This is a genomic window from Pseudomonas grimontii (assembly GCF_007858185.1).
In the GTDB taxonomy this organism is placed as follows: domain Bacteria; phylum Pseudomonadota; class Gammaproteobacteria; order Pseudomonadales; family Pseudomonadaceae; genus Aquipseudomonas; species Aquipseudomonas grimontii.
The window spans coordinates 134,191-146,998 of the sequence record NZ_VFES01000014.1 but is presented as its reverse complement, the minus strand read 5'-3'; the positions used below and the strand labels follow the sequence as shown (position 1 = coordinate 146,998).

13 protein-coding genes are annotated in these 12,808 nt (G+C 59.2%); 8 read left to right on the top strand and 5 right to left on the bottom strand.

What is annotated here, in order from left to right; all coding sequences use genetic code 11:
• Positions 1-47 precede the first annotated feature (47 nt).
• A complete protein-coding gene (gene argJ, locus FIV39_RS21620; RefSeq protein WP_090400576.1) occupies positions 48-1,265 on the top strand; it encodes a bifunctional glutamate N-acetyltransferase/amino-acid acetyltransferase ArgJ in 1,218 nt (405 codons plus the stop codon).
• 18 nt (positions 1,266-1,283) lie between these two features.
• On the top strand, positions 1,284-2,228 hold the full coding sequence (locus FIV39_RS21615; protein ID WP_090400575.1) for a Nudix family hydrolase: 945 nt from the start codon (positions 1,284-1,286) through the stop codon (positions 2,226-2,228).
• A 383-nt stretch (positions 2,229-2,611) separates the two neighbouring features.
• Here the strand turns inward: FIV39_RS21615 and FIV39_RS21605 are convergent, their stop codons facing one another.
• From FIV39_RS21605 to FIV39_RS21595, 3 genes are read right to left on the bottom strand one after another with little or no spacing between them, the layout of a single operon-like run.
• Complete coding sequence (locus tag FIV39_RS21605; protein WP_090400574.1) at positions 2,612-3,190, bottom strand: cob(I)yrinic acid a,c-diamide adenosyltransferase; 579 nt, start codon at positions 3,188-3,190, stop codon at positions 2,612-2,614.
• Positions 3,191-3,192: 2 nt separating this feature from the next.
• Positions 3,193-5,226 (bottom strand): sensor histidine kinase, encoded by a 2,034-nt coding sequence (locus tag FIV39_RS21600; protein ID WP_090400573.1) that lies wholly within the window; start codon positions 5,224-5,226, stop codon positions 3,193-3,195.
• Positions 5,227-5,272: 46 nt separating this feature from the next.
• The gene (locus FIV39_RS21595) at positions 5,273-6,190 is read right to left on the bottom strand and encodes a putative 2-dehydropantoate 2-reductase (protein WP_090400572.1); all 918 of its coding nucleotides are present in this window, start codon (positions 6,188-6,190) and stop codon (positions 5,273-5,275) included.
• A gap of 123 nt (positions 6,191-6,313) precedes the next feature.
• On the opposite strand from FIV39_RS21595, the gene FIV39_RS21590 reads away from it, so the two are divergent.
• Positions 6,314-6,799: a YajQ family cyclic di-GMP-binding protein gene (locus tag FIV39_RS21590; RefSeq protein WP_053135814.1), complete on the top strand. Its 486-nt coding sequence runs from the start codon at positions 6,314-6,316 to the stop codon at positions 6,797-6,799.
• A 135-nt stretch (positions 6,800-6,934) separates the two neighbouring features.
• Positions 6,935-7,777 carry a mechanosensitive ion channel family protein gene (locus tag FIV39_RS21585; protein WP_090400571.1) on the top strand — a complete coding sequence of 281 codons (843 nt, stop codon included), beginning with the start codon at positions 6,935-6,937 and terminating at the stop codon, positions 7,775-7,777.
• 190 nt (positions 7,778-7,967) lie between these two features.
• On the opposite strand, the gene FIV39_RS21580 is transcribed toward FIV39_RS21585, so the two are convergent.
• Entirely contained in the window at positions 7,968-9,266 is a 1,299-nt protein-coding gene (locus FIV39_RS21580; RefSeq protein ID WP_090400570.1) for an OprD family porin, read from the bottom strand.
• 745 nt (positions 9,267-10,011) lie between these two features.
• Between FIV39_RS21580 and FIV39_RS21575 the strand changes: the two genes are divergently transcribed.
• Both FIV39_RS21575 and FIV39_RS21570 read left to right on the top strand, forming a co-directional pair.
• Complete coding sequence (locus FIV39_RS21575) at positions 10,012-10,437, top strand: HIT domain-containing protein (protein WP_090409783.1); 426 nt, start codon at positions 10,012-10,014, stop codon at positions 10,435-10,437.
• Positions 10,438-10,440: 3 nt separating this feature from the next.
• Positions 10,441-10,647: a SlyX family protein gene (locus FIV39_RS21570; RefSeq protein WP_027605535.1), complete on the top strand. Its 207-nt coding sequence runs from the start codon at positions 10,441-10,443 to the stop codon at positions 10,645-10,647.
• 69 nt (positions 10,648-10,716) lie between these two features.
• Here the strand turns inward: FIV39_RS21570 and FIV39_RS33765 are convergent, their stop codons facing one another.
• Positions 10,717-11,319, bottom strand: a complete 603-nt coding sequence (locus FIV39_RS33765) for a cold-shock protein (protein ID WP_090400569.1) — start codon at positions 11,317-11,319, stop codon at positions 10,717-10,719.
• Between the two features lie 429 nt (positions 11,320-11,748).
• Here FIV39_RS33765 and FIV39_RS21560 point away from each other — a divergent pair, with 429 nt between their 5' ends.
• Positions 11,749-12,222, top strand: a complete 474-nt coding sequence (locus FIV39_RS21560; RefSeq protein WP_003193874.1) for a Dps family protein — start codon at positions 11,749-11,751, stop codon at positions 12,220-12,222.
• 179 nt (positions 12,223-12,401) lie between these two features.
• Positions 12,402-12,743, top strand: coding sequence for a ribbon-helix-helix domain-containing protein (locus tag FIV39_RS21555; protein WP_090400568.1), 342 nt, complete (start codon positions 12,402-12,404; stop codon positions 12,741-12,743).
• Positions 12,744-12,808 lie beyond the last annotated feature (65 nt).

Sequence of the window (12,808 nt, the reverse complement as noted above, 5' to 3'; positions counted from 1 at the left end):
GTCGATCACGACGGCACAGACATCACCTATTTTTAAGGAGCGCATTCATGGCTGTTGGTCTTGGTCCTTTGCCCACATTGCACCCGGTTGCCGGTTTTGAACTCGGTATCGCTTCGGCCGGCATCAAGCGCCCAGGGCGCAAGGATGTGGTGGTGATGCGCTGTGCCGAAGGCTCGACCGTTGCGGGCGTGTTCACCCTCAACGCCTTCTGCGCCGCGCCGGTGATCCTGGCCAAACAACGTGTTGCCGGCCCGATCCGTTACCTGCTGACCAATACCGGTAATGCCAACGCTGGTACCGGCGAGCCTGGACTGGTCGCCGCTGCGCGCACCTGCGCCAAGCTGGCCCAACTGGCCGGTGTGGACGCCAGCCAGGTGCTGCCGTACTCCACCGGGGTCATCGGTGAGCCGCTGCCGGTGGAGAAAATCGAAGGCGCCCTGCAAGCCGCGCTGGATGACTTGTCTGTGGATAACTGGGCAGGCGCCGCCACCGGCATCATGACCACCGATACCCTGCCAAAAGGCGCGAGCCGCCAGTTCGTGCACGATGGCGTGACGGTCACCGTGACCGGCATCAGCAAAGGCGCGGGCATGATCCGCCCGAACATGGCCACCATGCTTGGCTATATCGCCACCGACGCCAAGGTCTCCCGCGACGTGCTGCACAGCCTGATGCTGGATGGCGCCAACAAGTCGTTCAACCGCATCACCATCGATGGCGACACTTCGACCAACGATTGCTGCATGCTGATCGCCACCGGTAAAGCCGACCTGCCGGAAATCACCTCCACCAGCGGCCCGCTGTTCGCGGCGCTGAAGCAAGCGGTGTTCGAGGTGTGCATGGAAGTGGCCCAGGCCATCGTGCGTGACGGCGAAGGCGCGACCAAGTTCGTGACGGTTGAAGTCAACGGCGGCGGCAACCACCAGGAATGCCTGGATGTCGGCTACACCGTGGCCCACTCGCCGCTGATCAAGACCGCGCTGTTCGCCTCCGACCCGAACTGGGGCCGCATACTGGCTGCCGTCGGCCGTGCCGGTGTGCCGGACCTGGACGTGAGCAAGATCGACGTGTTCCTTGGCGACGTGTGCATCGCCAGCCGTGGCGCCCGCGCCGAAACCTACACCGAAGCCCAGGGCTCGGCGGTGATGCAGCAGGAAGAAATCACCATCCGCATCGAACTCGGTCGTGGTGAGTGCAGCGAAACCATCTGGACCACCGACCTGTCCCACGAGTACGTGAAGATCAATGCGGAATACCGTACCTGATAGAAGAGGATAAGCGCGGTGAAACGAGTGCATGTAGCAGCAGCGGTGATCCGCGGTGTCGACGGCAGGATCCTGCTGGCGCGCCGTGCCGATACCCAGCATCAGGGCGGTCTCTGGGAGTTTCCCGGTGGCAAGGTGGAGGCCGATGAGTCGGTCGCCACGGCCCTGTCCCGTGAATTGCAGGAAGAGCTGGGTATCCAGGTCACCACGGCGCGACCGCTGATCAAGGTGCAGCATGACTACCCGGACAAGCAGGTGTTGCTGGATGTCTGGGAAGTCTCGGCCTTTACCGGCGAGCCCCACGGTGCCGAGGGACAACCGCTGGAATGGGTGGCCCCGCGGGATCTGCCCAACTATGAGTTTCCAGCAGCCAATGCGCCGATCGTGGCTGCTGCGCGCTTGCCCGCCGACTACCTGATCACTCCCGGCGAGCTGGAAACGCCAACGCTCTTGCGCGGGATTCAGAAGGCTGTCGCCGGCGGTATCAAGCTGATCCAGCTGCGTGCGCCCAACGGTTACGACCCCAAATACCGCGACCTCGCGGTAGATGCGGTGGGCCTGTGCGCCGGTAAGGCGCAGTTGATGCTCAAGGGGCCGTTTGAATGGCTCGGGGACTTCCCGGCGGCCGGCTGGCATATGACCTCGGCTCAACTGCGCAAATATGCGAGCAAAGGTCGGCCATTGCCGAAGGATCGCTGGTTGGCGGCGTCATGCCATAACGCGGAAGAACTGGCATTGGCGCAATTGATGGACGTGGATTTTGTCACGCTGTCGCCGGTGCAGCCGACCCAGACCCATCCCGATGCCCAGCCGTTGGGCTGGGAGCCGGCGGCGGAGTTGATCCGTGGGTTCAGCAAACCGGTGTTTCTGTTGGGTGGGGTAGGGCCTGCGCAGCGGGAGCAGGCGTGGGAAGCCGGCGCTCAAGGTGTCGCAGGGATCCGGGCGTTCTGGCCTGAGGTTTGAGGGGGCTCTGAAGGGCCCTATCGGGGCATGGGTATCGACACAACTTTTGCTCAACGCTGAACGCCCGGCAGATAGGGCTGTTGTGGCGAGCGGGCTTGTCCCGCGTAGGGCTGCGTAGCAGCCCCAGTAAGGAAGAACGCGGTGTATCAGACACTCTGTGGAGGCTGGTTTTGGGGCTGCTTCGCAGCCCAACGCGGGCGGTGCGACGATTCGACAAGCCCGCTCGCCACAGGGGAACTCGCCAGTCTCTGAAAATTGTGTAGATACCCATGCCTATCGGGGCAAGCCCTCTCCCACATTCGACCGAGTTCCAACTTTGGAATGTGATCAAAATGTGGGAGGGCGCTTGCCCCCGATGAGGCCTATCAGTCACCGAATCATCATCAGTGTGGCTTTGCCGCCGCCTGCCACAACACTTCTGTAACACCCTGGCGCTTGGCAATCACCCGCGCGGCCACAAACAGCAAATCCGACAACCGATTGATATACGCCAACCCCACCCCTTCCAGCGGTTCCACTGCATTCAGGTGCTGACAGCGTCGCTCGGCACTGCGCGCCAGGCTGCGGCATACATGGGCCTGGGCAATCAGCGCTGAACCACCAGGCAAGATAAAGTTTTCCAGCGGCCCCACTTCCTCATTCCAGCGATCAATCGCCGCTTCCAGCCGATCCACTTCTGCTGCATTCAGGGCTTTGTACTCTGGCATCGCCAACTCGCCGCCCAGATCGAACAATCGATGCTGGCAAGGCGTCAGCACCTCGATCACGTCCTGTAAGCCCGGATACTGCCCGCCGAGTGCTTCGAGATAGGCCAGCAATAATCCGAGCTGACTGTTCAACGTATCCACTTCGCCGATGGCTTCCACCCGTGGATGGTCCTTGGGCACGCGGCGACCGTCGCCGAGGCCGGTTTCGCCTTTATCGCCGGTACGGGTGTAAATCTTCGACAGGCGAAAGCCCATGGTCAGTGCTCCAGTTGGGTGAGTTCGTAAGGTGGCAGTTGGCCCGCCAAGGGCAGGCGCAAGGTGAAGCAGGTGCCCTGGCCGAGGGTGGAGTGCACTTCCATCTGGCCTTTGTGGTTGTTGGTGATGATGAAATACGACACCGACAGCCCAAGCCCGGTGCCCTGGCCGATTTCCTTGGTGGTAAAGAACGGCTCGAAGGTGCGTTTGCGCACGTTCTCGCTCATGCCGATGCCGTTGTCTTCCACCTGGATTTCTGCCCACGGCGGGTTGAGGCGCGTGCGCAGGATGATGCGCCCCGGCTCGCTGTCGTCTTCACGTAGATGAATGGCCTGGGCGGCGTTTTTCAGCAGGTTGAGCAGCACCTGTTCGAGTTCGTTGGCAGTGCCGGGCACCGGGCCCAGTTGCGGATCGAACTGACGGATGATCGCCTGGCCCTTGAAGTCGAAGCCAATGGCCAGGTCAAAGTCGTTACCGGCGATCTCTACCGCCTGGTCGATCAGCGCCGGCAAGTCGCAAGGTGCCATCTGCCGGTTGCTGCGGCGGCTGAAACTGAGCATGTGGGTGACGATTTTCGCCGCCCGTGCCCCCGCCTGCTGGATGCCGTCGAGCAATTGCGGCACTTCGCGGCTTTGCAGGTAGCGGTTGACGGTGTCCAGCTCAATGCCCACCTGTTCGGCATGCTCCAGGTTCTTGGGCAGGTCCGGGGACAGGCGACGGCGAATGTTCTGCACGTTATGCAGGATCGCCCCCAGCGGGTTGTTGATCTCGTGGGCCATGCCGGCAGCAAGCCCGCCGACGGAGAGCATTTTTTCCGACTGCACCATCATTTCTTCCAGTGACAGGCGCTGGGTGATGTCGTCGATACGGATCACCACGCCGCGCCCGGCACCGCCCATCAGCGGGTAGAAGGTCAGGGCGTAATGCTTGGGTTCGTCGTCCTTGATCCAGGTAACGCGCTCGATGCGTTCCACCGTGTGCTGCTCCACCGTGGCCTTGATCTGCGGCAGGTAGGGCTTGAGCGGCTGGAAGGCGAGGTAGATCGGTTGATTCAGCGCTTCATCCAGACGCGTGCCGGACAAGGCCGTGGCCTCCTGATTCCATTGGGTGACGTAGAGCTGTTCGTCCAAGGCGATCAGTGCCGAAGGCATGGAGTCGATGATGCTGTTCAGGTAGTTCTGGAAACCGGTGAGTTTTTTCTCGATCTTGCTGCGCACCTGGACTTCCAGCTCCAGCTTGCGGTTGGTGTGGCGTGTCTCTTCGGCCAACCCTTGTGCCTGGTCGTAGGCCGCCTGGGAATCGTCCCGCGCGCGTTTGAGCTGCTGCTCACGGGCTTCGATGCGCGACAACATGGTGTTGAAGGCTTCGGCCAGGCTGCCGATTTCATCGTGGTTGCCACGGCTGGCGCGCAGGGCGTAGTTCTCTTCGCGGGTTACCTGGCGCGACAGTTCTTCGAGTTCATGGATCGGCCGGGTGATCAGGCGTTTGATCTGCCGGGCGATGATCAGCCACAGCAGCACACTGAAAATCAGGATGCCCAGGCTCGCCGTCAATGTGCCGGTATAGAAGGCCACCGGCAGTTCACTGCTGGCCACCAGCAGCAGGTGACCGGACGCTTGGCCGGGGCGGGGCAGGGTGATGACCTGGTTACTGCGAAACTCGGTCACTCGCCAGGCTTCGATATGCCGGTAGTTGTCCGGCAGGTGCAGGCGATCGCCGTGTTGCATCTGCGCCAGGAGATTGCCTTCGCTGTCGTACAGGGCGGCAGCGCGCAGGGGCGAATAGCTGGTCAGTTCATTGAGCAGCGCATCGGCCTTGGCCGGGGATTCGAGGGCTTCGGCAGCGAGGGCCGGGTTGGACACCAGCCGGCCGATGGCCTGCAAGGCCTGGGGTGCCATGCTTTCCTGGGAGATCCAGTAGGCGGCACTGATAAAGGTCAGGTTGGCCACCAGCAAGACGGTGGTCAGCAGCACCAGCAGGGCGGCCAGCAGTTTCTGCCCGACCGGTAGGTTTTCTAGACGCTGGCGCAGCGGCATCAGGGTTTTCCCAGGTGATAGACAGGCGGGCAGGGTAGCGCGTGGCTCAGTCGCGGGGCAATCCGCGTGCAAGTAACTGGTCAACCAGGCGCACTTGCAGCTGTTGCAAATGCGGCAGGCTCAATTGGTGACGGGCAGCCGCCTGGCAAGCATAGCCCAACAGGTAGCTGATTTCGGTGCGGCGGGCGTTGGCCACGTCCTGGTACATGGAGGAATAGTTGGCGGCCGTGGCCTGGATGACCCGTTCCACTTCATGTTGCAGATCCAGCGCGGCAGCGGGCTGGCCGCAGCATTCCAGCAGTTCGCCGAGTTCGGCGCACAGGGTCGCGACTTCACATTGATGGCTTTGCAGTTCGCCGTTGCGGCATTGGTAAAGCACGGTCAGCGGGTTGATCGCGCAATTGAGCGCCAGCTTGCGCCACAGCCGCGTCAGAATGTCGGTACTCCATTCGTGGGGGATGCCGGCGGTGTGCAGATCGTCCAGCCAGATCGGTGGGGTAGGGTGGCTCGCGTCCCCCAGCCAGGTGTAGCCATGGCCGGCAAACACCACGCGCCAGTCACCGTCGCGAAACGCGCCTTCGGTGCTGGAGGCAAAAATGCAGCGCGCCTGGGGCAGTTGCGCCGCCACCGCGTCCTGGCTGCCGAGGCCGTTTTGCAGCAGGATCAGCTCGGCGTCCGGTGCCAGGCGATGTTGCAGTTGTGCGACAGCGCCCTCGGCGTCGTAGGCCTTGCAGGCCACCAGCAGGCGATGAATCGGCTCGGGGCTGTCGGGTTTTTCGGCGAACACCGGGTAGGTGTGGGCTACGCCGTGTTCCACCAGAGTCAAGCCTGGCGAGGCTCGGTAGCTGGCCAGGCGCGCGGCATCGCGCAGGATCAACCTGACGGGCACGCCGGCGCGAGCCAGGCGGGTGGCCCACAGTGTGCCCAGGCTGCCGGCGCCGAGAATATGCCAGATGGTCGACATCAGTTTTTGCTCCGTAGGGTCGCTCACAGTGAACGGGACGAAAGAACCGCTATAATGCCCCGGCATTTTAGCTCGGGCGCGCTCCATCTCTACTGAGCCGGCCCCTTATATTGGAGAAATCACATGCCTTCGTTCGACGTGGTATCTGAACTGGACAAACACGAAGTCACCAACGCCGTCGAGAACGCCGTCAAGGAGCTGGACCGCCGCTATGACTTGAAAGGCAAGGGCAGCTTCGAATTCAAGGAAAAGGAACTGACGGTCAACCTGACCGCTGAAGCCGATTTCCAACTGGAAGCGATGATCGAGATCCTCAAACTGTCGCTGGTCAAGCGCAAGATCGACGCGCAGTGCCTTGAAATCAAGGACGCCTACGCCTCCGGCAAGCTGATGAAGCAGGAAGCCGTACTCAAGGAAGGCATCGACAAGGAGCTGGCGAAGAAGATCGTCGCCCATATCAAGGATGCCAAGCTGAAAGTCCAGGCTGCCATCCAGGGTGAGCAGGTTCGCGTCACCGGCAAGAAGCGCGATGATCTGCAGGACGCCATTGCCGCCCTGCGCGCCAAGACCTTCGATATGCCGCTGCAGTTCAATAACTTCCGCGACTGATGGCACTTTGGGGAACCTGTGGGTTTTTTTGACGTCCCACGCCCCAGAACTTGTGCCTGCACTTGAGCCCTACGGGGCTCATTTGCGTTATTAGGCCGCCAATAAAACCCACATCCGCCATACAGGAGACGCTACATGGATTTAAACGCTGAAATGGATCACTTGATCAAGACTTCACAGTCGTGGATCCCGATGATCATGGAATATGGCAGCCGGGTGTTGCTGGCGGTGATCACCCTGGCCATCGGCTGGTGGCTGATCAACGTATTGACCCACCGCGTGGGCCGCCTGCTGGCCATGCGGAACGCGGACCTGGCGCTGCAGCACTTCATCACCAGTCTTGCGAACATCGCGCTGAAAGTCATGCTGATTGTCAGTGTGGCGTCGATGATCGGCGTGGCGACCACCTCGTTCGTGGCTGCCATCGGTGCCGCTACCCTGGCCATCGGCCTGGCGTTGCAAGGCAGCCTGGCCAACTTCGCCGGTGGCGTGCTGATTCTGTTGTTCCGCCCGTTCCGCATTGGTGACTGGATCGAAGCCCAGGGCACCTCGGGGACTGTCGATAGCATCCAGATCTTCCATACCGTACTGCGTACCGGCGACAACAAGACCGTGATCGTGCCCAACGGCATCCTGTCCAACGGCATTATCACCAACACCAACCGTCAGCCGACCCGCAAGGTAGTGTTTGATGTGGGTGTGGACTACGAGGCTGATCTGCAGAAAGCCCGTGAAGTGCTGCTGGAACTGGCAAAAGACCCGCGCGTATTGACTGATCCGGCTGCAGTGGCCGTGGTTTCGACCTTGGGCGATAGCTCGATCACCGTTTCCCTGCGCTGCTGGACCAACACCCCGGATTATTGGGATGTAGTGTTCATGCTTAATGAACTGTCGCGTGACCGTTTAAAGGCCGCGGGGATTGATATTCCATTTCCGCAGCGCGTTATTCGAGTCATGCAGGAAGCAGCACCGAAGTAAGCGAAAGACGCGTGTTTAACTTGGCCGAAAGGTCAGGTTAAACGTGTCATCTGAATCTCGTTAGTTAGCTTGCTAGTTATTTAGTTGCTGAAATAAAACTGCAATAAAAAAGCCGCTCCCTTGTAAACAGGGGAGCGGCTTTTTTGTTTAAGGCCGAGGCCTTAAGTCATCGTTGTAATTGAACCGGCAATTACAGGATGTTCAGCGGGTAGTTCGCGATCAGACGCAGTTCGTCGATCGAAGGCGAACCGTAGTACACGCCATCACCGGAGCGATAGGTCGCTTGACGCAGACGCAGGCTCAGGTCTTTGGCAGGACCGCTTTGGATCACGTACTTGGCTTCGATGTCGCGTTCCCACTCTTTACCGTTCGAGGTGGTGGCGGTGTTGGCGCCGCTACCGGTTACGTAACGAGTCATGAAGCTCAGGCCAGGAATGCCGAAGGTTGCCATGTTAATGTCGTAACGAGCCTGGTAAGACTTCTCGCCTTCGGCGTTGAAGTCGGAACGGGCAATGGAGTTGGCCAGGAACACTGTGCCGCCGCCGTCTACACCGTAGCCGTAGTCGCCGTCGCCGGTAACCTTCTGGGCTGCCAGGGTAAAGGTGTGAGCACCGATGGTGTAAGCACCCTGCAAGCTGAATGCGCGGTTGTCGAGCTTGGTCGTGCCATCTTTTTCGGCGCGCTGCAGGCCGGCACCGTCGCTCTTGGTGTCGTAGATGTTGAAGTCCAAGGCGAACGACTGGTCGTCGCTAAGTGCATGGGTCCAGTTCAGGTTGCTGTAGTACTTGCGGAAGTAATCTTCGGTTTTCGCGTAGTACAGGCTGCCGGTGAACTCTGGGGTAAACGAGTAGACGCCGCCGACAAAGTCGGTCTTCGTCAGGCCCAGGCTGTCATGGTAGGTCTGGCTCTGCGCGACGCTGGAAGTGAAGTGACCGCCTTCCAGTTTCAGGCCCTTGATCTCGTTGCTGGTGATCGAGATGCCTTGTGGCAGCTCTGGCAGCAGACGGCTGTCATCGGAAGCGAACACTGGAGCTGTGGTGTACTGGTCACCGATTTTCAGGACGGTATTGGAGATACGGAACTTAACGGCGCCACCGCCTTTGGAGTAATCGTCTTGTGAACGACCATCGGAGCCGGTTGGGAACAGGCCGGTACCTGCACGACCCTTACCGCTGTCGAGTTTCACGCCCAGCAGGCCGATTACGTCAACACCGACACCTATAGTGCCTTGGGTGAAGCCGGACTCGTACAGAGCATTGAAGCCTAAGCCAGTTTCTTCAGCCCGGCTTTTACGCTTGCCGTTGACGGTGTCGTAACCGCCCGCTGGCTCATTACGGAAATCGCGGCTGAAGTACAGAGCGCGAGTGTTAATGCTGAACGTACTGTCTTCAACAAAGCCCTTGGAATCGTCCTGGGAGGACGCCATTGCGAACTGCGAGGTGCCTGCTGAAACAGCCAGGGCGATCATGCTCCACTTCATCACGCGCATCGTGATTTGCTCCTTTGGTTTTAGGAAGAGTACTGCCGTCCCACCTGTATTTTTATCTGGGCGGCTCTTTCTTTTTTGTGTCGGCGCAAAGTTATATCACGCAGACCCTATTGACGATACTTACCCATCTTTCCTTTCAGCTTCTTTACGAGGCTGTCGTAAATTGCTAGCTCCATGTCGCAAATTCACAGTCCGAATGTAACGGGACTGACAACTTCAATGCTGTTTTAAAACGCCTCTCCGCGTTTGCCGTCTTCCTTGGTGCGCATTGAAACGCCACTGTTTCTTATCGCGAAACACTCACTTCCATGCGGGTGCCGTTGTCGACGATATGGGGTTGAATGCAACAAGCGCGCCCAAACCGGTAACTGAATGTCATTTTTTCGTGAAAAACGTTACGGTGGTGTAAAGACCGCATAAGCACGGGCTTTTTACGCCGTTTGGTTTGGGCTTGACGCCCGTGTGTTACCGCTGTTGGGTGGTACAAAAAAACGCTCCAAGAGAAAAACGTTACCGGTCCACCCTCATGGGTGGGTAGTTGGCGGATCTCTTTGAAGCACAAGTGGGTCATTTTGGTGCATCCCGGTGAGGCCCGAATTAGCGTAGCTCAATTATTCGCCTGCCTCGAAAGAGTGCGGTTTTTTTATCGAGATGCGCCGGGGCTCTCCCGCATTCGCCGTGAAGCCGCATGCATTCGAAGGTATGCTGGGCGCCAGAACTTGACTTGCCAAACGGAGTGCCCGTGGTGTTCGCCTTAGATCAACGCCTGCAACAAGACACACTGGTCATCGGGGACTTCCCGTTGTGCCGCCTGCTGCTGTCCAATGACTCGAACTACCCCTGGTTCATCCTGGTGCCACGCATCAACGGTATCAGCGAAGTGTTTCAGCTGGATGTCGCAGATCAACAAATCCTCTGGAAGGAAACTACGTTTCTGGCGCAGTTACTCAACGAAGGCCTGGGCGCCGACAAGATGAATATCGGTGCGCTGGGCAATGTCGTCAGCCAATTGCATGTGCATGTGATCGTACGCAAACGGGATGACGCCGCCTGGCCGGCGCCAGTGTGGGGCAAGCATCCGGCACAGCCGTACACTGAAGAACAAGTGGCGGCGATTCGTGTGCACCTGCGCGAGTTGCTGCCTGCCGACTTCATCTTTACCCAGGGTTGAACCATGGACTTGCAAGACCGCGTCACCGACCTGGAAAGCCGCCTGGCGTTTCAGGACGACACCATCGAGACCCTCAATGACATCCTGGTCGCCCAGCAGCGCGCGGTTGAACGCCTGCAACTGCAGATGACCGCGCTGCTCAAGCGTCAGGAAGAAATGGGCGGTCAGTTCGAGACGTCCGAAGAAGAGGCGCCGCCACCGCACTATTAATCCGGGTGCAATAAAAAACCGCGACCCAGCCAGGCTGGATCGCGGTTTTTTTTGCTGCGCCGGCTGGAATCAGCGGCGCGGCAGGGCAGCGATCACGTCTTCGGCTTGCAGGCCTTTGTCGCGATTCATCACGGAGAACTCCACGCGCTGGCCTTCCACCAGGACGCGATGGCCTTCGCCACGGATCGCCCGGAAGTGCACGAAGATGTCGTCGCCCGAATCACGGGAAATAAAGCCGAAGCCTTTGGAGGTATTGAACCACTTGACGGTACCGGTATCCCGGTTGGTCATGTCGTAGTTTTGCGACGCGGCCGCTGGGGACGAACGGTAGAAGCTGATGGCCAGGTGAAGAACGATGGCGACCACAGCAATCACCAGGCTGAGCAGGATAGCCGGATGGCCGCCCACTTCAGGCATAGGTGCCAGGAGGGTGAGGGTTTGTACGACAACGGTCAGTACCAGCAGCGCGCTGACCAGATTTTGCAGTTGATGACGCGTGCCTTTGTTCCAGTAAGGAATTACGGGAGCGAGCGTCAGGTTAAGAAGGCCGAACAAGGCCAGGTACAGAGCGTCGTGTTGTTGCAGGTAGGGCAGGCTTTCAGGCTGCAGGTTCGGGATAAAGGACAGCAGCAAAGCTGCAACGCCCGTTAGCAGGTGGACGATTTTCAACATTTTGATTAACTCACGTTAAGACGGATCACAAGGAAGAGCTGACCGGCACGGTTCGCTTCTGAACAATGGGAGGCGTTGGGCACGTGCGCGGGTATCAGCCTATGCCGCTTGCCGTGGAATTTAACGGCGGCGACACGCTGCCTATTTAACAGCAAAGGCCGTGCCTACTCAAATCAAGCATTTTGTGGGGTTGAAAGGGGTATGGCATTTCCGGGGGAAACGCTGGTCCTAGACATGTGCAGGAGTTTCAGGCGGTCTTAAAGGAAATTTCCTATGCGTCCCACAGGCTTGTCCTGCACGGGGTGACCGGTCGTGCGGGGGCGATTTGCCGCATGTCGCCGGAGGGGGGCGGGCTGCGCATCTCCGGCGCTCTTGCTAGAGTGGTCCTGCACCGGATCAATGAATGCTTGTCAATTGAAGGGGATAAACATGGCAATCGATATCGGTATCAGTGAAGAAGATCGTAAATCCATCGTCGATGGGCTTTCACGGCTGCTTTCCGATACCTATGTACTGTACTTGAAGACCCACAACTTCCATTGGAACGTCACGGGCCCCATGTTCCGTACGCTGCACCTGATGTTCGAAGAGCAGTACAACGAGCTGGCGCTGGCGGTGGACTCCATAGCCGAGCGTATCCGTGCCCTGGGTTTCCCGGCACCGGGCGCCTATTCGATCTACGCCCGTCTTTCCTCCATCAAGGAAGAAGAGGGCGTACCCAGCGCAGAAGAGATGATCAAGCAACTGGTGGCGGGCCAGGAGGCGGTCACGCGTACCGCGCGCGGTATTTTCCCATTGCTCGACAAGGTCAGCGATGAGCCGACTGCGGACCTGCTGACCCAGCGCATGCAGGTTCACGAGAAAACCGCGTGGATGCTGCGATCCCTGCTCGAAAACCAGTAAACGTCACCCTGAGTGGCGCCATTGTGGCGCCACTTGCTTGTTTCCACGCATTTCCTGGCGTTGTCCTACGCCTATAAACGTCCCGTCTTCTGGCTGCCTGCTGCGTCCTGCTGTCTTATAGGGCCACTGTCCAATGGGAGAACCCATGGGCTGTTGTTTGGCAATGGAGTGTCAGGTGTATGTCACGTGGAGTGGATATTGGAGTGATGGAAACCGCTGGTTTTCATAAGATAAACGTCGACCCCTTCGCCAAGGGTTTCGATATGGGGCTGGCCAAGCCATTGTCCCGATCAGTAAGGCTCAATGGGTTTTCCACTTGTCTTCGGCTTGAGCAGATCTATTGGAATATCCTCACGGAGATAGCCAGGATCAATGCCTGCTCTGTCAGTGCATTGCTGTCCTATGTCGATCGGGAAGTGCACTTGCGCTATGGAGGCGTGAAGAACTTCAGTGGGTTGGTCAGGGTGGTGTGTGTGGTTCATCTGTTAAAAGGCCGTGCCAGCTTACCGAACCCTGAGTAATCGGCAGGCCCCGGGGCTGGTCCGCCGTCGAGGTGGACCAGGCTCCGGGCAGAAAGCCGGCTGCG